At 37.9% G+C, this 25,243-nt stretch carries 15 protein-coding genes and 1 tRNA gene; 15 read left to right on the top strand and 1 reads right to left on the bottom strand.

The genetic code is table 11. The features are described 5' to 3' along the window. Position 1: 1 nt before the first annotated feature. Both KKI44_RS10815 and KKI44_RS10810 read left to right on the top strand, forming a co-directional pair. Complete coding sequence (locus tag KKI44_RS10815) at positions 2 to 1,087, top strand: efflux RND transporter periplasmic adaptor subunit (protein WP_214590998.1); 1,086 nt, start codon at positions 2 to 4, stop codon at positions 1,085 to 1,087. A 297-nt stretch (positions 1,088 to 1,384) separates the two neighbouring features. Beyond that, positions 1,385 to 4,483, top strand: a complete 3,099-nt coding sequence (locus KKI44_RS10810) for an efflux RND transporter permease subunit (protein ID WP_214590997.1) — start codon at positions 1,385 to 1,387, stop codon at positions 4,481 to 4,483. 394 nt (positions 4,484 to 4,877) lie between these two features. Here the strand turns inward: KKI44_RS10810 and KKI44_RS10805 are convergent, their stop codons facing one another. Further along, positions 4,878 to 6,383: a DUF4394 domain-containing protein gene (locus tag KKI44_RS10805; RefSeq protein WP_214590996.1), complete on the bottom strand. Its 1,506-nt coding sequence runs from the start codon at positions 6,381 to 6,383 to the stop codon at positions 4,878 to 4,880. 335 nt (positions 6,384 to 6,718) lie between these two features. On the opposite strand from KKI44_RS10805, the gene tuf reads away from it, so the two are divergent. The 13 genes from tuf (at position 6,719) to rpoC (ending at position 25,217) form a co-directional block, all read left to right on the top strand. Further along, positions 6,719 to 7,924: an elongation factor Tu gene (tuf, locus tag KKI44_RS10800; RefSeq protein ID WP_072955499.1), complete on the top strand. Its 1,206-nt coding sequence runs from the start codon at positions 6,719 to 6,721 to the stop codon at positions 7,922 to 7,924. A gap of 61 nt (positions 7,925 to 7,985) precedes the next feature. Further along, positions 7,986 to 8,056 (top strand) — tRNA-Trp (locus KKI44_RS10795). 12 nt (positions 8,057 to 8,068) lie between these two features. Beyond that, a complete protein-coding gene (gene secE, locus KKI44_RS10790) occupies positions 8,069 to 8,275 on the top strand; it encodes a preprotein translocase subunit SecE (RefSeq protein WP_076390705.1) in 207 nt (68 codons plus the stop codon). A gap of 22 nt (positions 8,276 to 8,297) precedes the next feature. Further along, positions 8,298 to 8,840 (top strand): transcription termination/antitermination protein NusG, encoded by a 543-nt coding sequence (gene nusG, locus KKI44_RS10785; RefSeq protein WP_002976412.1) that lies wholly within the window; start codon positions 8,298 to 8,300, stop codon positions 8,838 to 8,840. A 112-nt stretch (positions 8,841 to 8,952) separates the two neighbouring features. After that, positions 8,953 to 9,711, top strand: a complete 759-nt coding sequence (locus KKI44_RS10780) for a hypothetical protein (protein WP_214590995.1) — start codon at positions 8,953 to 8,955, stop codon at positions 9,709 to 9,711. Positions 9,712 to 9,865: 154 nt separating this feature from the next. Further along, positions 9,866 to 10,312, top strand: coding sequence for a 50S ribosomal protein L11 (gene rplK / locus KKI44_RS10775; protein ID WP_076390708.1), 447 nt, complete (start codon positions 9,866 to 9,868; stop codon positions 10,310 to 10,312). A gap of 11 nt (positions 10,313 to 10,323) precedes the next feature. Beyond that, complete coding sequence (rplA, locus tag KKI44_RS10770) at positions 10,324 to 11,016, top strand: 50S ribosomal protein L1 (RefSeq protein ID WP_029295585.1); 693 nt, start codon at positions 10,324 to 10,326, stop codon at positions 11,014 to 11,016. Positions 11,017 to 11,033: 17 nt separating this feature from the next. Then, positions 11,034 to 11,621, top strand: coding sequence for a 50S ribosomal protein L10 (gene rplJ, locus KKI44_RS10765; RefSeq protein WP_214590994.1), 588 nt, complete (start codon positions 11,034 to 11,036; stop codon positions 11,619 to 11,621). Positions 11,622 to 11,666: 45 nt separating this feature from the next. Beyond that, positions 11,667 to 12,035: a 50S ribosomal protein L7/L12 gene (gene rplL, locus KKI44_RS10760; RefSeq protein ID WP_076390710.1), complete on the top strand. Its 369-nt coding sequence runs from the start codon at positions 11,667 to 11,669 to the stop codon at positions 12,033 to 12,035. Positions 12,036 to 12,544: 509 nt separating this feature from the next. After that, on the top strand, positions 12,545 to 13,741 hold the full coding sequence (locus KKI44_RS10755; RefSeq protein ID WP_214590993.1) for a hypothetical protein: 1,197 nt from the start codon (positions 12,545 to 12,547) through the stop codon (positions 13,739 to 13,741). A 30-nt stretch (positions 13,742 to 13,771) separates the two neighbouring features. Beyond that, a complete protein-coding gene (locus tag KKI44_RS10750) occupies positions 13,772 to 16,357 on the top strand; it encodes a T9SS type A sorting domain-containing protein (RefSeq protein ID WP_214590992.1) in 2,586 nt (861 codons plus the stop codon). A gap of 688 nt (positions 16,358 to 17,045) precedes the next feature. After that, on the top strand, positions 17,046 to 20,867 hold the full coding sequence (rpoB, locus tag KKI44_RS10745) for a DNA-directed RNA polymerase subunit beta (RefSeq protein ID WP_116547782.1): 3,822 nt from the start codon (positions 17,046 to 17,048) through the stop codon (positions 20,865 to 20,867). A gap of 84 nt (positions 20,868 to 20,951) precedes the next feature. After that, complete coding sequence (gene rpoC, locus KKI44_RS10740) at positions 20,952 to 25,217, top strand: DNA-directed RNA polymerase subunit beta' (RefSeq protein ID WP_214590991.1); 4,266 nt, start codon at positions 20,952 to 20,954, stop codon at positions 25,215 to 25,217. The last annotated feature ends 26 nt before the right edge of the window (positions 25,218 to 25,243 follow it).

The following is a 25,243-nucleotide window of genomic DNA, read 5'->3' as shown; positions in this document are numbered from 1 at the left end:
CATGAAAAATTATATAATTCCGGTAATGATTGCCCTGTCTGTTTTATCCTGCTCCAAAAAAGAGGAAGAAACAAAACCGCAGGCAAAAAAAGGTTTTGAACTGAGCAACACCATGCTGAATTCAATCGATTTAGCAAAAGTTGAAAAAAAATATATAGAAGACGATTACAATTTCTATGGAAAGATTTCAGCAGACAAAAACAGTTACATCGATGTCTATCCTTTGGTCGGCGGAAATGTTTTAAGCGTTAATGTTGAACTGGGCGATCATGTAACAAAAGGGCAGGTTCTCGCCACCATACGAAGTACAGAATTGGCGGAAGTGCAGAAAGATGTGAGCGATGCAAAAACAGATTTGGTTGTTGCCCAAAATAATCTTCGCGTTGCCAAAGAAATGTACGAAGGAAAACTGAATACCGAAAGAGACGTTCTGGAAGCCAAAAGCCAGCTTCAGAAAGCACAGGATCAGTTGCAGCGGGCAAGTGCAGTGAGTACGGTATATAATGTAAAAAAAGGAAATATCTACAGTGTGGTTGCACCAATCAGCGGATATATTGTTCAGAAAAATATCAATAAAGATATGCAGCTCAGAAGCGACCGAAGCGATAATATTTTTGATGTTGCCAATACCACCAACGTTTGGGCAATCATGAACGTTAACGAATCTGATATTGATAAAATCAGTCTCGGAATGAAAGCGCAGGTTTCCACATTATCGTATCCGGATAAGGTTTTTGACGGAAAAATTGATAAAATTTTCAAAATCATTGATCCTCAAACCAATGCGATGCAGGCAAGAGTAGTACTTGATAATCAGAATGGATTATTGATTCCGGAAAGCAAAGCAACGATAAAAGTAACAAGTTCGGAGAATAAAACTGCACTTACAGTTCCTTCCAAAGCCGTGATTTTTGATGACAACAGAAGTTTTGTGGTGATCTATAAATCCAGAACCGATGTAAAAGTGAAAGAAATAAAAGTTCTGAAACAGGTAGGAGACATTACCTATGTTTCCGAAGGGTTATCCGAAGGAGAACAGGTAATCACAAACAATCAGTTGTTGATTTATCGCTCTTTGAATAGCTGATTTTATTTAAAACATTAAGATTTTAATTGAGAAGTTAAGTTGAATGAAGAAAATATCTAAAAATAGTATTTGTGCTTATCAATCTGCTTGCAAAACACTTAATAATTCTTAACTCCTTACATATCCTTAATGGTTAAAATCAAAAGATCTTCGCTGAGTGAATAGTTTATGCTGAGCTTGTCGAAGCACCTTTGCAAACTTAAAAACATATGGTTTGTCAAAAAAGCTTCGCGCTCCTTGCGTTAAAAACAAAAGAAAATAAATTCAACGACTTTTTTAGGTCAAAAAAAATCCATTATGAACAAATTCATTAAAAATATCATTGCTTTTTCGTTAAAAAATAAGGCATTCACCTTTATTTGGGTAGCGATTCTGGCGGTTTCGGGATTCATAAGTTTCAAGAACATGCCCATTGAAGCCTTTCCCGATGTTACCAATACCCAAATTGTCATCATCACCCAATGGAACGGGAGAAGTGCCGAAGAAGTAGAACGTTTCGTTACCACGCCTATTGAACTGGCAATGAGTCCGGTTCAGAAGAAAACCAGTGTAAGAAGTACCACGATGTTCGGACTTTCCATTGTTAAGATTCTGTTTGACGATGGAGTAGACGATATTTTTGCCAGAAATCAGGTTAATAATCAGCTTCGGACCGTTAGTCTTCCCGATGAAGTGGATCCCGAAGTTCAGCCGCCTTACGGACCAACCGGAGAAATTTTCAGATACACTTTACAAAGCAAAACCAAAGATTCCAGAGAACTGTTAACCTTACAAAACTGGGTAATCGACCGTGCTTTGAGAGGAGTTCCCGGTGTTGCAGACATCAACGTTTTCGGAGGTCAGGACAAAGTGTTCGAATTAAGCATCGATCCGAGAGCTTTAGATAAATACAATCTTACGCCGCTTCAGGTCTATGATGCCGTCACAAAAAGTAATTTGAATGTCGGCGGTGATGTTATAGAAAAAAATGGACAGGCTTATGTGGTGCGTGGAATCGGTTTGGTGAAATCTGTTACCGATATCGGAAATATTACCATCCAGAACGACAGCGGAAACCCTGTTCTTGTTAAAAATGTTGCTGAAGTACACGAAAGTTCTATGCCTAGAGTAGGACAGGCGGGACTTAATCATCAGGAAGATACTGTTGAAGGAATTGTCGTGATGCGGAAAGGAGAAAATCCGCGTGAAGTTTTGGTCGGTGTAAAAGCAAAAATTAAAGAACTCAACGAAAAAGTGCTTCCGAAAGATGTAAAAATGGTCACTTTTTATGACCGTGATAATCTCATGGATTTCACCACGCACACCGTAATGCACAACCTTATTGAAGGAATTGTTCTGGTTACGGTAATTGTTTTGATTTTCATGGCAGATTGGAGAACAACGCTTATCGTTTCCATCATCATTCCTTTATCCTTATTGTTTGCATTTTTATGTTTGAAACTTGCGGGAATGAGCGCAAATTTACTTTCACTCGGCGCGGTAGATTTCGGAATTATCATTGACGGAGCCGTCGTCATGGTAGAAGGACTTTTTGTGATGCTCGACCATAAAGCCCACAAATACGGTGATGAAAAATTCAATAAACTGGCAAAAGCAGGCTGGATCAAACAGACGGGAACAGGTCTTGGAAAAGCAATCTTCTTTTCAAAATTAATCATCATTACTTCCCTGATCCCGATTTTCTCATTCCAGAAAGTGGAAGGAAAAATGTTTTCGCCATTGGCTTTTACGTTAGGTTTTGCTTTAATGGGCGCTTTAATTTTCACTTTAACCCTCGTTCCGGTGCTTTCGCACATCCTTTTAAATAAAAATGTAAAGGAGAAAAATAATCCGTTCGTTAATTTCTGGGACAGAATTGTTTTAAAAGGATTCAATTTTACCTTTAAACATAAAAAGCTCAGCTTAATTGTTTCTCTGTCATTTTTAGCCGTGACTTTATTTTCAGGGAAATTTCTAGGAACCGAATTTTTACCGCAGCTAAACGAAGGCTCATTGTGGATCACCGCCGAAATGCCGATGAGTTCATCATTAAAAGAATCTTTAAATACAGCCGATCTTCTCAAGAAAGACATCATGAGTTTTCCGGAAGTTACAGATGTTCTCGCTCAGACGGGAAGAAGTAATGACGGAACCGACCCGAATGGTTTTGGATTCGTACAGTTTGCCGTGAATCTTAAACCCAAAGAAGAATGGAAACGGAACATCACCTATGAAGAACTGATTGAAGAAATCGATAAAAAATTAAGAAATTATCAGGGAATTACATTCAATTATTCCCAGCCGATTTCAGACAATGTGGCTGAAGCAGTTGCCGGTTTCAAGGCAGAAAACGGAATTAAAATCTACGGAGATAATCTTCAGACTTTGGATGTACTTGCCGAAAAAGTTTTAAAGGAAGTAAAAGATATTAAAGGTGTAAAAGATGCCGGAATTATCAAAAATATTGGTCAGCCGGAAGTAAGTGTGGTGCTCGACAGAGATAAAATGGCAGCGTATGGAGTAATGCCCGATGATGCACAGTCTGTTCTGGAAATGGCTTTCGGAGGAAAGACCGCTTCAGAAATGTTTGATGGCGAAAGAAAATTCCCGATCCGTCTCCGTTATTCGCAGGAGTACAGAAAGGATGAAAATGATATTGCAGCCTTGATGGTTCCTACACAGGACGGTGCTAAAATTCCGTTAAAAGAAATCAGCACGATTGAAAAAGACAACGGAGCCGCATTTATTTACAGAGATGATATTAAAAGATACATCGGAATTAAATTTTCCATCCGTGACCGTGATTTGGGAAGTACGATTGCCGATGCGCAGAAAGCGGTTGCTAAAATTGATCTTCCGGACGGATATTCCGTAGGCTGGACCGGTCAGTTTGAAAATCAGCAGAGAGCTTCAAAACGATTGGCGCAGGTTGTTCCCATCAGTATTTTAGGAATTTTCTTCCTTTTATTTATTCTTTTCGGAAACATAAAAGATTCTTTACTGGTTTTGGCAAATGTTCCTTTTGCACTAATCGGCGGAATTATCGCACTGCACGTTACCGGAATTAATTTCGGAATTTCAGCCGGAGTAGGAATGATTGCTCTTTTGGGAATCTGTATTCAGAACGGGGTTATCCTCATTACGGAATTTCATCAGAATGTTAAAAACGGAATGGATTTAGACAGCTCACTTCTGAATGGGGTGAAATCCAGAACGCGTCCTGTGATCATGACGGCTTTAATGGCATCCATCGGATTAATGCCCGCAGCTTTATCCACAGGAATCGGATCAGAGTCCCAAAAACCTTTGGCTATTGTCATTATCGGAGGATTAATTACGGCAACTGTTTTAACCCTGCTGATTTTCCCGATTATTTTCTGGATTTTCAACCGAACTAAAAAATCTCAACAGATCTGATCATTCTTTCATTCATATTTTAAACTCATTTTAAATTTAACCGCAGAAGACAAAAGACTTTGTTTGATTTTTTTAAACTTATCTGCTCTTTTTTCCATTTAAGTATTAAACTAAACAACTAAAGTGTTACAATCTTTTGCATCTTTTGCGGTAAAAAAATTTAGACAAGTTTTACTTTAACCTTTTATTTAACCACAGGTGGCAAAAGATATTTAAATTCGATAACTAAAACTTTAAAGAAAGAGTTTATGTTTTCTTTTCTTCACCTTAATAATAAACTATCAATATATTTTCGAAATCTTTTGCCTTTGCGGCTAATAAACATTCGGTTAAAAAAGAATCGCGGAAAACGAAGTTTTCCGCGATTCTCGCTATTGAAATAATTATTATGAGTTTAGAATCCTAATCCCACGGCAAAACCTCTTACTGCATTGGGGAAATCTGAAACCGCAGTTGCAGCTCCCGTTGAAGTATTAATGCTGTATACTTTTGTTGCCGTTCCTACTGTTGCCAGTAAATATGCTTTTTGGCTCATGCTGCCAATGTCAAAACCGTTCGCACTGGTAATATTGATTCCTAAAGAACCCGTCTCTACCAAAGTTCCGTTGTTCGGTGGATTTTGTTGATACAATTTGTCTGTATTATGATCGATAACGAACAAAGTCGTTGAAGTAGCTCCTGCAAAATTATTGGTATAAGCAGCCGCTCCGATCATCGGAGTTCCCGGATTCAGCATTCCGTCTGCTGCCGTTATTCCGCCTGTTACAGGATCAAGACGAAGATTTTGTCCCGTGTTGCTCACGACTCTGATTTTATCAACCGTCGGATTAAAATCAAACCCAAAATCTGTTCCCGCAAGTAACGTAGCAAAAGGAGAAGTTCCCACTGCAGTTGCAGCTCCTGTTCCTAAGTTTATAGTATACAGTCTGCTTGAACTTCCCAAAGCATAAAGCTGTCCGTTCAACGGTCTGAAATCTATTCCTAAAATACTTTCACCTGTCTGGAGACCTGTAATCGCTTTTGAAACAGGCATCGGACTGTTCGGATTGAAAATCTGAAGGTTGTTTGAATTATCTACCGCGTAAGCAACAGGTTCTGTTGGAATTGCAAGATCAATGATCTGCTGCTGAAGCATCCCGATGTTGGTTGCTTTACCAGTATTCAGATCCAATAAATGCAGGTTGTTATTTAAAGCTAATAACGCTGCACCGTTATCATATTTAATATCAAAAGCAGCCTGTCCTGTAAAAGTAGTTCCCAGACTTCCGACTTCTACCAATGTTCCGTTGTTAGGCGGATCCTGCTTAAATAACTTTCCGGAAGTCATATCAATATCATACAACACTGTGCTTGTAGCTCCGGATTTGCTGTTGGTATAAGCAACCCCTGTTACAGCAGGAGTTCCGCCTCCGTTAATGTTCATATCGGTTGCCGCCACTGCTCCCGTTTCCGGATGAAGTCTTAAATTTTGCCCCGTATTGCTTACTAAACGAATTCTGTCTACGGTAGGATTAAAGTCAATCGAAGCGATAGTTCCAGAGACAGCAGGTGAAAATGCGGTTGTATTTACTGCTCTTGCAGAAGCATTGGAAGTGTTGATGATGTAAAGTTTACTTGCATTGGATAAAGCGTAAAGTTCTCCTGTTGCAGGTCTGAAATCAATGCTCATCAGTTTTTCGCCTGAAATGACTCCTGTAACAGCGGTTTTAGAAGTAAACATTTTGGGATTGTTGGCATTGAAGGCAACAAGTTCGTTATTTGCTGTAAGTCCGTAAGCCATAAGATCGGGCCCCTGAACAGGCATATTCATGTCTGTAGACATCATATCATCGGAATCGTCACATGAAAAAAGGATTATGGTGCTGAACAGTACGGTACATAAATGTAATAATTTTCTCATAATATATTATTTTTAATGGTTCATACTTTCATCTACGATAAAAGATAAATTATGGTTTTGCCGTACTGTAATTTTTTCTCAAGATTCTTTTTCTCCTATTTTATTGTATTCATAATTAAAGAGATAGTTTATATTTTGGCTAAAAGGTCTATTCCTGATTTTCTAAATTGAGAAATTTGTGTAAATTTGCAATCTCAATACATTGAAATATAAGGTTTGTGCTTCATTGGATTCGAATATTGAAACTTTTTTTAATAAAAAGGCTTTGGTATTTAAAAATTCATTATATTTGCACACCGAAAATTTGAAAAACAATAAATAAATAATTTTAAATCATGGCAAAGGAAACGTTTAATCGTAACAAACCACACTTGAACATTGGTACTATTGGTCACGTTGACCATGGTAAAACTACTCTTACAGCTGCTATTTCTGCTGTATTAGCTAGCAAAGGTCTTGCTGAGAAAAAAGACTTCTCTGCAATTGACTCTGCTCCAGAAGAAAAAGAAAGAGGTATTACTATCAATACAGCTCACATCGAATACGAAACTGAAAAAAGACACTATGCTCACGTTGACTGTCCAGGTCACGCGGATTACGTAAAGAACATGGTAACTGGTGCTGCTCAGATGGACGGAGCTATCGTGGTATGTGCTGCGACTGACGGACCAATGCCTCAAACAAGAGAACACATTCTACTTTGCCGTCAGGTAAACGTACCAAGAATCGTTGTTTTCATGAATAAAGTTGACATGGTAGATGATGCTGAGTTATTAGAGCTTGTTGAAATGGAGCTTAGAGACTTATTATCTACTTATGAATTCGACGGAGATAACTCTCCAGTTATCCAAGGTTCTGCATTAGGAGCTCTTACTGCTGCTACTGAAGGTAACTCTGATGACAAGTGGTTCAAAACTGTTGAGCAGTTAATGGATGCTGTTGACGAGTGGATCGAAGAGCCAACAAGAGATACAGATAAGCCATTCTTGATGCCAATCGAAGACGTATTCTCTATTACAGGTAGAGGTACTGTAGCAACTGGTAGAATCGAGGCTGGTATCATCAACACTGGTGATCCCGTAGATATCGTAGGTATGGGTGATGAAAAATTAACTTCTACAATTACAGGGGTTGAGATGTTCAGAAAAATTCTAGACAGAGGTGAAGCTGGTGATAACGTAGGTCTATTGTTGAGAGGTATTGAAAAAACTGACATCAAGAGAGGTATGGTTATCGCTAAGAAAGACTCTGTGAAGCCACACAAAAAATTCAAAGCATCTGTTTATATCCTTTCTAAAGAAGAAGGTGGACGTCACACTCCATTCCACAACAAATACCGTCCTCAGTTCTACGTAAGAACTACTGACGTTACAGGTGAGATCTTCTTACCAGAAGGTGTAGAAATGGTAATGCCTGGTGATAACTTAGAGATCACTGTAGAATTGTTACAACCAATCGCTCTTAACGAGGGTCTTAGATTCGCGATCAGAGAAGGTGGTAGAACAGTTGGTTCAGGTCAGGTAACTGAAATCTTAGACTAATCATCTAACACAATATAAAAGCTTCCGTAAGGAACTTCTTTACGGAGGCTTTTTTTTAACTACGGGCATCGTCCAATGGTAGGATACCGGTCTCCAAAACCGTTGATCAGGGTTCGAATCCTTGTGCCCGTGCAAATAACAATTATGAGTTCATTTGTCGATTTTTTAAAAGGTTCTTATAACGAGTTCAGACATAAAGTTGAATGGCCAAAGTGGTCTGATCTGCAATCGTCTACAATTGTAGTAACTGTTGCAACAGTGATCTTGGCGTTATTTACTTTTGGAGTTGATGAATTGTTTTCTAAAGCAATCAGCAACATCATTGGAATGCTAATCAACTTGTTCAATTAATAATAAAAGTATTTTCCCAATAATGAGCGAATTGAAATGGTATGTGCTGAAAGCGATCAGCGGACAGGAAAATAAAGTGAAAAACTACATTGAGACGGAAATCAAGCGTTTAGGCTTTGAGCAGTACGTTACTCAGGTAGTTATTCCTATGGAAAAGGTTATTCAGATCAGAAACGGTAAAAAAGTTCCTAAAGAAAGACCTTACTATCCTGGATACTTAATGATTGAAGCTGATTTGATGGGGGAAATTCCTCACGTTATCAAAAACATTCCGGGAGTTATTTCTTTCTTAAGCTTAACAAAAGGAGGAGATCCTGTTCCGATGAGAAAATCTGAAGTAAACAGAATGCTTGGAAGAATGGATGAACTTTCTGAGTTTGCAAGCGATGTTGAAATCCCTTATGTAGTGGGTGAAAACGTTAAAGTAATTGACGGACCATTCAACGGATTCAACGGAACTGTTGAAAAAATTCTTGAAGATAAAAAGAAAATTGAAGTTTCTGTTCTTATCTTCGGTAGAAAAACTCCAATGGAGCTTAGCTATATGCAAGTAGAAAAAGTGTAAAAACTTTAAAAATAATTTAAAAAGACTATTCGAAAGGATGGTCTTTTCTTTTTTAATATATTTGATGATGATTCGAACTATTTCATTATATGTATTCTTAACATTGCTTCTTTTGTCTGCAATAAACTGTAAAAAGGAAACTTCTTCGCCGCCATCGGTCAATTCTCCGTTACCTCAAAAGCAAAATGTTGTAATGGCTGTAGATACAACTTTAACTTCGGGAATTATAGATAATCTTTTAAAACCTGTCTATGATACGATGAATATGAAACCTCTAGAAGAAATGGATGAGGAAATACAGCTTTCAAGATCAGATATCAAACGTTTTGTAATAGGAAGAAAAAAATTTGCTGCTTTAGTAATAGAAAATCAATATCCTTTTGCAGGCGCATCTACAGGACATTGCGATCTGTTCATATTCCGATTCAATGGGAAGAATTGGGAAACTGCTGATTTTATGATCGAAGCAGGAAGTGGTGGAATGTATGGAAATTCCGGTTCGTTGCATAGATTTACTGTGATTGGTAAAGAAACAGTATGCTTCGCTTTATCAGGCGGACAAACTCATATGGGAACTTTATATTATGATGATTTGGTTATTTTCAGCCAAAATAAATTAAGAAAGGCTTGCACTGTTACTACAAAATATTCTTACGGAGACTGGGATGATAATTCAGATGGAACCAGATTTTGTTATGATGTTCAGTATGCGTTTCTTCCATCAGAGAAGGCGGTGTACGATTTGCAACTTGTAAAGAGAAGTTGCTTAAAAGAAGATAAGGATAAAATTCTGGATAAAATTGTTGTGCCATTCGATAATAGGGACAGTATGTTTAAAATTCCACAGGCGTTTGACGAAAGTTTACCTTAATTTATTTAAAAATCAATCTATTCCGTTTGCTATTTCAAAAATATTTCATAATTTTGCAGTCCGAAAAGTAGGATTATCTAATGTGAGAATGGATAACCTGCTGAATAATAAATGCTTCCAAACTCATTAATTATTCAAATTTAAAAAACAAACAATGGCTAAAAAAGTCTTTAAAATGGTAAAGCTTCAGGTGAAAGGTGGCGCAGCTAACCCTTCTCCACCAGTAGGTCCAGCTTTGGGTTCTGCAGGTGTGAACATCATGGAGTTTTGTAAGCAATTTAACGGAAGAACTCAAGATAAGCCGGGACAAGTTTTACCTGTAGTAATTACAGTATACGAAGACAAATCTTTTGAATTCGTAATCAAAACTCCTCCTGCAGCGATCCAGTTAATGGATGCGGCTAAGATCAAAGGTGGTTCCGGAGAACCGAACAGAAACAAAGTAGGTGCTGTAACTTGGGCTCAGGTTCAAAAGATTGCTGAAGATAAAATGGCAGACCTTAACTGCTTTACAATGGATTCAGCTGTTTCTATGGTTGCAGGTACTGCAAGATCTATGGGATTAAGAGTAACAGGAACTAAACCAACTTTTAACGCTTAAAACTTAAAGAAATGGCAAAATTAACAAAGAAGCAAAAGGAAGCTTTAAGCAAAGTAGAAAAAGGAAGAATCTATAACCTTGAAGAAGGTGCAGCTCTTGTAAAAGAAGTAAATACTGCAAAGTTTGATGCTTCTGTAGACATCGCTGTAAGATTAGGGGTAGATCCAAGAAAAGCAAACCAAATGGTAAGAGGTGTTGTATCTCTTCCTCACGGAACTGGTAAAGATGTTAAAGTTTTGGCTTTAGTAACTCCAGATAAAGAAGCAGAAGCTAAAGAAGCGGGTGCTGATTATGTAGGTCTTGATGAATATTTACAAAAAATCAAAGAAGGTTGGACAGACGTTGACGTTATCGTTACGATGCCGGCTGTAATGGGTAAATTAGGACCATTGGGTAGAGTATTAGGACCAAGAGGTTTAATGCCAAACCCTAAATCAGGTACTGTAACAATGGAAATTGGTAAAGCAGTAACTGAAGTGAAAGCTGGTAAAATTGATTTCAAAGTTGATAAATACGGTATTATCCACGCTGGTATTGGTAAAGTGTCTTTCGATGCTGCTAAAATCAAGGAAAATGCTCAGGAATTGATCTCTACTTTGATCAAAATGAAGCCAACTGCTGCTAAAGGTACTTATGTGAAGTCGATCTATCTTTCTTCTACAATGAGTCCTGGTATTGCAATCGATACTAAATCTGTTAACTAATTATAAATCCTAAGACAATGACAAAAGACCAAAAAGTTGTAGCAATACAAGAGATCAAAGATTTGCTTCAGGATGCTAAAGTAGTTTATGTTGCAGATCTGGAAGGTTTGAACGCTGGAAAATCTTCTGACTTCAGAAGACAGGCTTTCAAGCAAAATATCAAAGTAAAAGTTGTTAAAAATACACTTTTACAAAAAGCAATGGAGCAAATTGAAGGAGTAGATTACTCTGAGATGTTCCAGTCTTTCAAAGGAAATTCAGCAATTATGATTTCTGAGACTGCAAGTGCTCCTGCAAAATTAATCAGAGACTTCAGAAAGAAAGAAGAAAAGCCGGCTTTGAAGTCTGCTTTCGTTCAGGAAACTTTCTATGTGGGTGACAATAACCTAGAGATGTTAGCTAACATCAAGTCTAGAGAAGAAATGATCGGTGAAATCATCGGATTACTTCAGTCTCCAATCCAGAGAGTTGTTTCTGCTCTTCAAAACAAACCTGAGACAGTAGAAGCTAAAGCTGAAGAAGCTGCACCTGCAGTAGAAGAAGCTCCTGCTACTGAAACTCCGGAAACTCCGGCTGCTGAAGGAGAAGCTCCAGCTGCTGAATAATTTACACTCAAAAAATAATCAATAATCAACAAAAACATTACAACAATGTCAGATTTAAAAAATTTAGCTGAAACGCTAGTAAACTTAACAGTAAAAGACGTAAACGAATTAGCTGCTATCCTTAAGGATGAGTACGGAATTGAGCCAGCTGCTGCTGCAGTAGTAGTTGCTGCAGGTGGTGCAGGTGAAGCTGCTGAAGAAAAAACTGAATTCGACGTAATTCTTAAGTCTGCAGGTGCTTCTAAATTAGCTATCGTTAAATTAGTAAAAGATTTAACTGGTGCTGGTCTTAAAGAAGCTAAAGACATCGTAGACGGTGCTCCAGCTCCATTGAAGCAAGGTGTATCTAAAGACGAAGCTGAAGCTCTTAAGAAGCAATTAGAAGAAGCTGGTGCTGAAGTAGAATTGAAATAATTTCACTTTACTCAAAAATATCGGGCCTGAACAATTTGTTCAGGCCTTTTTTTGTTTATTACTTATTTAATATTCTTATTGTAATAATGACTTATCTATTTAAAATATGTATTTATAAATTTTTATTTTTATTTATTTCATAATTTTTATTATTTTTAATTAATTATTATGTGTTAAATTGTATTTTTATTTAAATTATTTAACAATAAATATTATTTTGATTGAAAATATATTATATTTGTATTCTCAAAAACACACAGCTTTGGATACAAATTATTTTCTTTCGGAGAATCTTCTTCTGATTATTCTTTATTGCACTTTTCTATTTCTAATTAATAAAAATAGGCATTTTACTACGGTCCTGTTTCTGAAATCTGCAGCTTTAAATAAAGTTAAAACAACAGCTAATACGCAATAAATAATATTTATTTTGTAGCTTATATTTTAATGTTCATTGTTAATGAACCCACTTTACATATTTTTTTCTAAAAACTACAAAAATCACTAAAATGAAAAGCAAATTATTCGGATTATCTATCCTAACATTTTTGGGATGTATTGTTAATGCTCAAGTAGGTATCAATACTACTCAAGGTCAGGCGACACTTGATGTCACGGGCTTTCCTTCAAATCCAGCGAAATTTGATGGGATTATCGCGCCCAGATTAACAGGAGATCAGTTAAGAGCTAAAAGTTATACCACGGCTCAAACGGGTGCGATAGTTTATGTAACAGCAGCCGATACAACACCTTCAGGACAGACTGTTAATGTGACGAATGCAGGGTATTATTATTTTGATGGCTCTGTCTGGACTCAGATGAATCAGCCTCAGTCTTCAAACTGGAAAATTACCGGAAATTCCGGTACTACTGCCACGTCTTCAGCTTTAGGAACTGCTGTTTCTTCCGGAAATTTCCTGGGAACAACAGATAGCCAGAATTTAGTTTTAGCAACAAATAATTCCGTAAAAGCAATTCTTGATGTAAACGGAAATTTTAGAGGAGGAAATTCAAATACATCCGCACCTTATGCTTCAGTTTCATGGGGGTCAAATAATACTTTATCAAACAATACTTCTTCAAATGTAGCTTTAGGAAGAGAAAATACGGTTGCCGCACAGGCTGCTAATTTTCCGGGAGTGGCGATTGGAGCTACCAATAGTTCTTTGAGTGGCGCAAAAACAATAGGTAACAACAATTTTGCGACAGGTGCAAATACGATTGTTCTGGGAAATAACAACGGAACTTCCGGAACGAACGTAAGCGGAATTAATGTAGGAAATTCTAACGTCAATTCAGGAGGTTTTGCTTTTGGTACAGGAAATACTGTAACGAGTAATAATTATGCATTTGGAAATGCCAATGTTGCCAGCGGAGCTGCTGGAGCTATTGCCTTCGGAACTAATGCGAGTGCAACCATTGCCAATCAGACCGTTTATGCAAATACTTCTCATGCTTTCTCAGGACAGGGTGCAATAGGCACGGCGGTTACGGATGTGGGAATTAATATGACCCCGAGCGGAACCAATATTCCGGATCTGGAAATCAGCAAAGGAATTTTAATTAAAGCAACCGGTGTTCCAGTACCTTCAGACTGTAATGCGAGTAATGAAGGAACCATTGTTTACGGAAAATCCGCCACTGCAGGAAATTTTTACGGATGTAAACTAACTTCTACTGGTGTTTATGCATGGCAACAATTTTAAAAAAATACACAAACTTTAAACCAATTTAAAATGACAAAAAAATTATTCGGGAAAACTACAGCTTTTCTGATGCTGTTACTGTTGTCCGTAAAGATTTTCGGACAAGGCTACACACCGATCCGCGGAATGGGTGTGGAGGCAAAACCATTAAATGCTAATGGTATATGTATTGCCTGTTACAGCGGAAGCATGAATCCTCTTATTGATGCCAATTTAGATAACAGTGTCAGTATGGGAAGCTTTGCCACTTTGGTAAGCGGAAACGGAGTATCTGTAAAAAATACAAATGTTACCTATCCTGCAGGCTATATTACAGGATTTAATGTAGATCTTGGTACCAGTATTTTTACAGCAAGTTTTTTAAGTAATTTAAGAATAAGTACTTATAAAGCGGGAGTTCTTCAGGAATGTTCCAATAGTGCTACTTTGTTGTCTGTACCTGCATTTGGAGGTACAAAAACAAGAGTTTTCCTGCATTTTAAAACGTCTAAAAGTTTTGATGAAGTAAGACTATATCAGGTTAATGCTCTCTCAGTATTCAGCGCGCTGAATGTTTATTATGCATTTGCTTTCGATCCGAACAAAGTTCCTGTAGACAATAACGGGATTTGCGATGATATTATTGCCGGAAACGGAGTGGATGGGAATGTTTCAGGAAGCAGTAACTTTTTAGCACCTCTTTCTTTCGTAATTGACAGAGATAAAATTGGAGACGGAGACAAAAATTCTTATGGTTCTGTTGTTTTACCTGCTGGTTTGTTAGGTTCTTACTCTGTGGGTGTTTTAGATAAAAATCAGGTTTATCCTGCAGGAAATAAAGCGGGCTTTGTAATCGAACCTGATGATCAGGGCAAGTTATTGAGTGCTGAATTTTTGAAAAACATAACAATTGAAACTTATTTATTCGGACAGTTACAGGATTCTAAAAACTTATTTGATGGAGGAGGGCTTATTAATATTAAAGTTTTAAGATTCGGTTCCAACAAACAGAAGATTTCCCTCAATACAACAAAACCTTTCAATGAAGTGAGATTAAAGATCACTCAGACTGTAGGGGTAAATTTTGGTGCGATGAAAGTATTTTATGCCTTTGAAGAACCTCAGGATTGCGATTGTAATGAGTACATTCAGACTTCGGGAACTTCAAGATTAGGAGATGTTGTACAGGGGGCTTCTTGGACAGGTGCTTCCGGAACGATTTTCGGATTAACCAACATTACCAACACAGGAAACGTTGTAGATACCAACACCACAAATTTTGCTACAGTAAATTTATCTCCTATAAATTTGTTAATTCCTACCGTTAGACTAACGGTTAAAAGCAATACGGGAGAATATCCTGCGGGAACTTTTGGCGGATTTACATTAACGAAAAGTGCTAATTTATTAACTGTAAATGCTTTAGATTATATTACCATTACTTTTTATAAAGGAACAACGGTAACGGAATCCAGAACTTCAGGCGGATTGTTCAGCGGACAGTTCTTTACTTCTGCAACCAATCAGTTTTATGTAGGCTTTACTGCAACAAAATCGTTTGACAGGATGAAAATTGAAATCAATCCGGGAATCGGAATCACTCTGGCTCAGCAATATTATATTTATAATGCTTTTGTCCAGCTTGATGATGATCAGGATGGTGTTCCGAACTGTAATGATAAGTGTCCGAACGGAAACGACAGTATTGATAATAACGGAAATGGTATTCCGGATTGTGCGGAAGGATGTTCTGCGGTGAACGATAAGTCTTCGGCTGTAGACAGTGATGGAGACGGAATTGCTGATGCTTGTGATAAAGATTCTGATAACGACGGTATTCCGGATGCGCTGGAAGATCTTAACGGAAACGGAAAATTTGAAGATGATGATGTGGATGGAAATAAACTGGTAATTTCAGAATTGGGAGACGGAATTTCAAGTTACCTTGATCTGGATTCGGATAATGATGGTATTTTAGATTTATTTGAATCAGGAATCCCGGCTTCGGTTATTGATCAGATTGATGCAGACCATAATGGAGTAATTGATAGTGGAGTTGCGGTAGGAAATAACGGAATTGCAGATGTTCTTGAAACAGCACCGGATTCCGGAGTGATGAAATATCCTTTAAAAAATACAGATGGAGATGATAAACCAGACTTTGTGGATCTTAAATCCAATAACGTGGATTTCGATCTTTATACCATCGGTAAGGATAATCTTGATGATCTTGGAGAAGGATTTATTTCAAGAATAGATGATGCAGATGCAGATGGAATTCAGGCGGTTGTGGATACGGATCTTGTTAAAAAAGGTTCTCCGAATTCTCCTCTTTCTCCATATTCTTCTGTAGCTAAAAACAGCGGTCTGACAGCAAAAGCATCTCTTGGAGAAGTAAAAACTGCTGCAAATGATGTTAAAGTATATCCTAATCCTGTAAAAGCAGGTGAAAATTTAAATGTAAAATCTAACGAAGAGGGTGTTTATACTTTGTTTTCAGCTCAGGGACAATTAATTAAATCAGGTAAATTCTCCGGAAATGCTGAAATCGGTACTTCTTCTTTACCTGCAGGAATGTATGTTATAAAAGTAGAAACAAAAACGACTGTAAAATCATATAAGGTCATCGTGAGGTAATTTCAATAAGCAAATAGTTTCTACACACAAGTCATCCGAAGGGGTGACTTGTGTTTTTGAGATTTAATTATCTGAAAATTAATATTTTAATTTTTTTTTTATTAATTTTATATATTGACAGATTAAAGTTTAAAATATTTTTAGTTTTGAAAAATATATATTGTAATAGAATTAATTATTCTGTTCAGTATTTAAAATACAGCTAAATCTTAGGTTATAATAATTAATTTTAAGATTAAGTTTTTTTTATTAAGGGCGGGTCATCCATATTTTGGATGACCTTTTTATTTTTCAGCGAAATAATTAACATCTTCAAAATGAAGTTGTTTTATTTGTATATAAAAATAAAATGTTGTAAATTTGCAGTCTCTTTTGGCGCGAATAATTGTTTGTAAATCTATAAAATATTGAATATCACCTCTTTCATGGAAATGAAGAGGATTTCGTGTGTATAGATACTGCGGCTGTTCTGCCTCAAAAGTAATAAAAATATTTTGCATTACGCTGTGAAAAGATATACCAGTGTTGCAGTTAGGAATAAGATTCTGAGAATCAAGAGAAAAAAATATAAGACTATTTCTAATAGCGCCAACATTATAAGGTCTTTTGGAACTTTTCTCTTCTCAAACTCTTTTTTCTGATATTTTTTAATGAATCAAAATATTTTTTAACCTTTCTTAAAAGTTTTATGAGTAAAACAACACCTACAACTAGGGGAAATCAGAGAGTGAATTTCTCTTCAGCGAAAGGAAAAATCATTACTCCGGACTTTCTGGATATCCAGATTGAGTCTTTTAGTGAATTTTTCCAGCTTGATACGCTTCCTGAAGACAGAAAAAATGAAGGTCTTTACAAGACTTTTCAGGAAAATTTCCCGATTACCGATTCCAGAAACCAATTCGTATTGGAATTTTTGGATTATTTGGTAGATTCTCCACGTTATTCAATCGATGAGTGTGTGGAAAGAGGTTTAACGTATTCCGTTCCTCTTAAAGCAAGACTTAAATTGTATTGTACAGATCCTGAACACGAGGATTTCCAGACTGTGGTTCAGGATGTATACTTAGGTCCGGTTCCTTACATGACGCCGTCTGGTTCATTCATTATCAATGGAGCAGAGCGTGTAATTGTAACTCAGTTACACAGATCTCCGGGTGTATTCTTCGGACAGACTTATCACGCAAACGGAACCAAATTGTACTATTCAAGAATTATCCCTTTCAAAGGATCTTGGATGGAATTTACGACCGATATCAACAGCGTAATGTACGCGTATATCGACCGTAAGAAAAAATTACCATTAACCACTTTATTAAGAGCGATCGGGTATGAGTCTGATAAGGATATCCTTCAGATCTTCGACCTTGCTGAAGAAGTGAAAGTTTCTAAAGCTGCCCTTAAAAAAGTAGAAGGAAGAACATTGGCTGCGAGAGTATTGAACACTTGGTTCGAAGATTTCGTAGACGAAGATACCGGTGAGGTTGTTTCTATCGAAAGAAACGAAATCATCTTAGACAGAGAAACGATTCTTGAAAAAGAACATTTAGATCTTATTCTTGATGCGGGTGTGAAATCAATCCTGATTCACAAAGAAAATAGCAACGAATTCTCTATCATCCAGAATACACTACAGAAAGACCCTACAAACTCTGAAAAAGAAGCAGTAGAGTATATCTATCGTCAGTTAAGAAATGCAGATCCGCCAGATGAGGAAACCGCAAGAGGAATCATTGAAAAATTATTCTTCTCTGAGCAAAGATACTCACTTGGTGAAGTGGGACGTTACAGACTAAACAAAAAATTAGGGCTGAACATTCCTACGACAACTGAGGTTCTTACAAAAGAAGATATTATCGCGATCGTAAGACATTTGATCGAGCTTGTGAACTCTAAAGCTGAGGTTGATGATATCGACCACTTATCAAACAGAAGAATTAAAACTGTTGGTGAGCAATTAGCAGGACAGTTCGGGGTAGGTCTTTCAAGAATTGCAAGAACAATCAAGGAAAGAATGAACGTTAGAGATAACGAAATCTTTACTCCGCTTGATCTTGTTAACGCGAAAACATTAACATCAGTAATCAACTCGTTCTTTGGTACCAACCAGCTTTCTCAGTTCATGGACCAGACCAACCCACTATCAGAAATCACGCACAAGCGTAGACTTTCTGCATTAGGACCTGGAGGTTTATCAAGAGAAAGAGCAGGTTTCGAGGTTCGAGACGTTCACCATACCCACTACGGAAGAATTTGTCCGATTGAAACTCCGGAAGGACCAAACATCGGTTTGATTTCATCTTTAGGTATTTATGCGAAAATCAACAGACTTGGTTTCATCGAAACTCCGTACAGAAAAGTAGCAGACAGCAAGATTGATCTTAATGCAGATCCTATCTACTTAAATGCAGAAGACGAGGAATCTAAAGTAATTGCTCAGGCAAACGTTGAATTGAGCGATAACGGTGAATTCGAAACAGACAGAATTATTGCAAGATTAGATGGTGACTATCCTGTAGTTGAGCCATCTCAGGTAGACCTTATCGACGTTGCACCAAACCAGATCTCTGGTATCTCCGCTTCATTAATTCCTTTCTTGGAGCATGATGATGCGAACCGTGCGTTGATGGGATCGAACATGATGCGTCAGGCAGTTCCTCTATTGAAGCCGCAGGCTCCGATTGTAGGTACAGGGCTTGAGCAGCAGGTTGCAAGAGATTCAAGAATCTTAATTAACGCTGAAGGTACAGGTACTGTAGAGTATGTGGATGCCGACAGAATCGTTATTAAATATGAAAGAAGCGAAGACGAAGATTTAGTACAATTCGAATCTGCTACTAAAACATATAACTTAACTAAGTTCAGAAAAACCAACCAGAGTACTACCATTACTCTAAGACCTAACGTAAGAGTAGGTGATGTAGTGGAAAAAGGACAGGTACTTTGCGACGGTTATGCTACTGAAAAAGGAGAATTGGCTCTTGGTAGAAACTTAGTGGTTGCGTTCATGCCTTGGAAAGGATACAACTTCGAGGATGCGATCGTAATCAACGAAAAAGTAGTTCGTGAAGACTGGTTTACTTCAATCCACGTAGATGAATATTCTCTTGAAGTTCGTGATACCAAATTAGGTATGGAAGAATTGACAGCAGATATTCCAAACGTTTCTGAAGAAGCTACTAAAGATCTTGACGAAAACGGTATGATCAGAATCGGTGCTGAAGTGAAGCCTGGAGATATTATGATTGGTAAAATCACTCCAAAAGGTGAATCTGATCCGACTCCTGAAGAAAAACTTTTGAGAGCGATCTTCGGTGACAAAGCTGGTGATGTAAAAGATGCTTCATTGAAAGCAGATTCTTCATTAAGAGGTGTTGTTATTGACAAAAAATTGTTCTCAAGAAACATCAAAGATAAAAAGAAGAGAACTGAAGAAAAACTTAAGCTTGAAGAAATTGAAAACACTTACAAGGCTAAGTTTGATGATTTGAGAAATACTTTAATTGAAAAATTAAATACCCTTGTAAGCGGTAAAACTTCTCAGGGCGTGAAAAACGACCTTGATGAAGAAATCATCGGTAAAGGGGTGAAGTTCACTCATAAATTATTAACTTCAGTTGAAGATTATGTAAACGTTAGCGGTTCAGACTGGACAGTTGATAACGATAAAAATGAATTAATCAAACAGTTAATTCACAACTACAAAATCAAGTACAACGATATTCAGGGAGTTAAAAACCGTGAGAAATTTGCAATTTCAATCGGAGACGAATTACCTGCAGGGATCATGAAGTTGGCTAAAGTGTATATCGCTAAGAAACGTAAACTGAATGTAGGAGATAAAATGGCGGGTCGTCACGGTAACAAAGGTATCGTTTCGAGAATCGTTCGTGAAGAAGATATGCCATTCCTTGAAGACGGAACACCGGTAGATATCGTATTGAATCCACTTGGGGTACCTTCGCGTATGAACATCGGTCAGATCTATGAAACAGTTCTTGGATGGGCTGGTCAGAAATTAGGATTGAAGTTCGCGACACCAATCTTCGACGGAGCTAGCTTAGACCAGATTACAGAATACACTGAGAAAGCAGGTCTTCCTAAATTCGGTCACACTCACCTTTATGATGGGGGTACCGGAGAAAGATTTACTCAGGCTGCAACAGTAGGGGTAATCTATATGTTGAAACTTGGGCACATGGTTGATGATAAAATGCACGCACGTTCTATTGGTCCATACTCATTGATTACTCAGCAGCCGTTAGGAGGTAAAGCTCAGTTCGGAGGTCAGAGATTCGGAGAGATGGAGGTTTGGGCACTTGAAGCATTCGGTGCATCAAATATCCTGAGAGAGATCCTTACCGTGAAGTCGGATGACGTTATTGGTAGAGCGAAAACTTACGAAGCCATTGCAAAAGGTGAATCAATGCCTGAACCAGGTATTCCGGAATCCTTCAATGTACTGCTTCACGAGTTACAAGGTCTTGGATTAGACGTAAGACTAGAGGAATAATTTTAAATTTTAAATTATAAATGCTGAATGGAAACATTCGGAAATTAATCTAAAATCTAAAATCTAAAATTTAAAATCTAACAAATGTCAAATAAAAATAAATCAAGTAGATTTAATAAAATAACCATCGGTTTAGCTTCACCCGAATCTATTCTTCAGGAATCGAGAGGGGAGGTTCTTAAGCCGGAAACTATTAACTACAGAACGCATAAGCCTGAAAGAGACGGTTTGTTCTGTGAAAAAATCTTCGGTCCTGTAAAGGATTACGAATGTGCTTGTGGTAAATACAAGAGAATTCGTTACAAAGGGATCGTTTGTGACCGTTGTGGAGTAGAAGTTACGGAGAAAAAAGTACGTAGAGAGAGAATCGGACATATCAATCTGGTAGTTCCAATTGCGCACATCTGGTATTTCCGTTCTTTACCAAACAAAATCGGTTACCTTTTAGGAATTCCTTCCAAGAAATTGGATATGATCATCTACTACGAAAGATATGTAGTGATCCAGCAGGGTATTGCTAAAAAATTAGACGGTTCTGATTTCGAAAATATGGAGTTCTTAACTGAAGAAGAGTACCTTGATATCATGGAAACTCTTCCGATTGAGAACCAGTATCTTGATGATTCTGATCCGAACAAATTCATCGCTAAGATGGGTGCGGAAGCGGTTGAAGAATTATTAAAAAGAATCGATCTTGATGCATTGTCTTTCGACCTGAGACACAAAGCACACAACGAAGGTTCAAAACAAAGAAGAACTGAGGCTTTAAAAAGATTGAACGTTGTAGAAGCATTAAGAGGTGCTAATACAAGAATGATCAACAAGCCTGAGTGGATGATTATGCGTGTGCTTCCGGTTATCCCGCCAGAACTAAGACCATTGGTTCCGTTGGATGGTGGACGTTTCGCGACTTCCGATTTGAATGACCTTTACAGAAGAGTTATTATCAGAAATAACCGTTTGAAGAGATTGTTGGAGATCAAAGCTCCGGAAGTAATCTTAAGAAACGAGAAGCGTATGCTTCAGGAATCTGTAGATTCATTATTCGATAATACAAGAAAATCTTCAGCAGTAAAATCTGAATCGAACAGACCGTTGAAATCACTTTCAGATTCATTGAAAGGGAAGCAGGGGCGTTTCCGTCAGAACTTATTAGGAAAAAGGGTAGATTACTCTGCGCGTTCCGTAATTGTTGTAGGTCCGAACTTACAGCTTCACGAGTGTGGTATTCCTAAAGATATGGCTGCGGAACTTTACAAACCGTTCATCATTAGAAAACTAATTGAAAGAGGAATTGTAAAAACAGTAAAATCTGCAAAGAGAATTATCGATAGAAAAGAGCCGGTAGTTTATGATATCCTTGAAAACGTGATGAAAGGTCACCCTGTTCTACTGAACAGAGCACCTACGCTTCACAGACTGGGTATTCAGGCTTTCCAGCCTAAGATGATCGAAGGTAAAGCAATCCAGCTGCACCCGTTGGTAACAACAGCATTCAACGCCGATTTTGACGGTGACCAGATGGCGGTACACTTACCGTTAGGTCCTGAAGCGATCCTTGAAGCGCAGTTATTAATGCTAGGTTCTCAAAACATCTTAAACCCTGCAAACGGTTCTCCAATTACAGTACCTTCTCAGGACATGGTTCTTGGTCTTTATTTCATGACTAAAGAATTGAGTTCTACAGAAGATATGAAAGTAAAAGGTGAAGGTCTTGCATTCTATTCTCCTGAAGAAGCGGAAATCGCTTATGCTGAAGGAAGAGTATCTTTAAATGCTAAAGTAAGATGTAGACTTCCTGTAAAAGAAGACGGACAAATCGTTACAAGATTGATCGAAACTTCTGTGGGTAGAATTTTATTCAACCAGATTGTACCGAAGCAGGTAGGTTATATTAATGAACTTCTTACGAAGAAATCATTAAGAAACGTTATCGGTAAGATCCTTGCAGATACAGATTTCCCTACAACTGTGAAGTTCCTGGATGCAATGAAAGACTTAGGATACTCAAACGCATTCAAAGGAGGTCTTTCTTTCTCATTAGGAGACATCGTGGTTCCTGTTGAGAAAAAGCAAATGATTGCACAATCAATCGAAACTGTAGACGAAATTAGAGCTAACTATAACATGGGTCTAATTACAGATACAGAACGTTATAATCAGGTAATTGACGTTTGGACAAATACCAACGCAGGATTAACGGAAATGATCATGAGCAGAATGAAAACTGACCAAGGTGGTTTCAACTCTGTATACATGATGCTTGATTCTGGAGCGAGGGGTTCTAAAGAACAGATCCGTCAGTTATCAGGGATGAGAGGTTTGATGGCAAAACCGCAGAAAGCTGGTTCTACCGGTGCGGAGATCATCGAAAACCCGATTCTTGCAAACTTTAAAGAAGGTCTTTCAATTCTAGAATACTTTATCTCTACCCACGGTGCCCGTAAAGGTCTTGCGGATACCGCTCTTAAGACTGCCGATGCAGGATACTTAACGAGAAGATTGGTAGACGTTGCACAGGATGTTATCGTTACAGAAGACGACTGTGGAACGCTGAGAGGTACAGAAGTTACCGCACTTAAGAAAAATGACGAGATTGTTGAAAGAATTTCAGAAAGAATCTTAGGTAGAGTATCATTACATAATATTTATGATCCTGAAACTGACGAATTAATTGCAGAAGCAGATCAGGTAATCACTGAATCATTCGCGAAGAGAATTGAAGAAGCTGGGTTAGAAGCAGTTGAAGTTCGTTCGCCACTTACTTGTGAGGCTAAAAAAGGGATCTGTGCAAAATGCTACGGTAGAAACCTAGCAACAGGTAAAATGATTCACATGGGTGAAGCGGTAGGTGTAATTGCAGCACAATCCATCGGGGAACCGGGAACTCAGCTTACGTTGAGAACTTTCCACCAGGGGGGTACTGCAGGAAACGTATCAGAAAACCCGTCAATTGTTGCAAGAAGAGACGGTATCGTTGAAATGGATGAGGTAAGAACAATTACTTCTGAAGATGAAAACGGTAATACTGCTGAAGTGGTAGTTTCTCGTTCAACAGAATTCAGATTAGTTGCTGATAACGAGTCCAGAACTCCGCTAATGGTGGCTAACGTACCTTACGGTTCCATATTATCTGTGAAGCCGGGTGATAAAGTGAAGAAAGGAGATGTTATCTGTAAGTGGGATCCGTATAACGCGGTTATCATTGCAGAAACTGCAGGTAAGGTAGAATATGAAGACATTATCCAAGGGGTATCATTCCAGTTGGAGATTGACGAACAGACAGGATTTGAAGAGAAAGTAATCTCTGAATCCAGAAATAAGAAAGCCGTACCAACCTTGAAGGTGGTAGATTCTAAAGGGGTTGAGCAGAAAGCATACAACTTACCGGTAGGAGCCCACTTAATGGTAAACGATGGTGAAAAAATTAAGGCTGGTAAAGTCTTAATCAAAATCCCGAGAAAATCTGCAAAAGCAGGGGATATCACCGGAGGTCTTCCGAGAGTTACCGAATTATTCGAAGCAAGAAACCCTTCGAACCCGGCGGTTGTTACAGAAATCGACGGGGTAGTTTCTTACGGAAAAATCAAGAGAGGTAACCGAGAATTGATCGTTGAAGCTAAAACAGGAGAGAGAAAAATTTATTTAGTTAAATTATCCAACCAGATTTTAGTACAGGAGAATGACTTCGTAAGAGCTGGTTCACCACTTTCTGACGGTTCTATTACTCCGGACGATATCTTAAGAATCAAAGGTCCAACTGCGGTTCAGGAATATTTAGTAAACGAAATTCAGGAAGTTTACCGTTTACAAGGGGTAAAAATCGACGACAAGCACTTCGAAATTATCGTAAGACAGATGATGACGAAAGTATCTATCGTTGATGGAGGTGATACTCAGTTCCTTGAAGGTGCTCTTGAACACAAGTATGATTTCTTGGAAGAGAATAACAGAGTATTCGGTCTTAAAGTAGTAGTTGATGCCGGAGATTCTAAAGTATTCCTGCCGGGACAGATGATTACTGCAAGAGAATTAAGAGACGAAAACTCCAAACTGAAGCGTGAAGATTTAGCTTTAGTAGAAGTAAGAGAAGCTTTACCGGCTACAGCAACGCCTGTATTGCAGGGGATCACAAGAGCAGCTCTTCAGACGAAATCCTTCATGTCTGCAGCATCGTTCCAGGAAACGACTAAAGTTCTTAACGAAGCAGCAGTTGCAGGTAAAGTAGATGATCTTAACGGTCTTAAAGAAAATGTAATTGTAGGACACAGAATTCCTGCAGGTACAGGTCTTAAAGAATACCAAAATGTGATCGTAGGTTCTAAAAAAGAATTCGAAGATCTTAACTAAAAATAATGATTCGGAAATTTGAGGTT

It is taken from the genome of Chryseobacterium sp. ZHDP1 (genome assembly GCF_018603435.1).
In the GTDB taxonomy this organism is placed as follows: domain Bacteria; phylum Bacteroidota; class Bacteroidia; order Flavobacteriales; family Weeksellaceae; genus Chryseobacterium; species Chryseobacterium indicum.
Note: the sequence above shows the minus strand (reverse complement) of the source record. Positions and strands in the feature narration are given on the sequence as shown.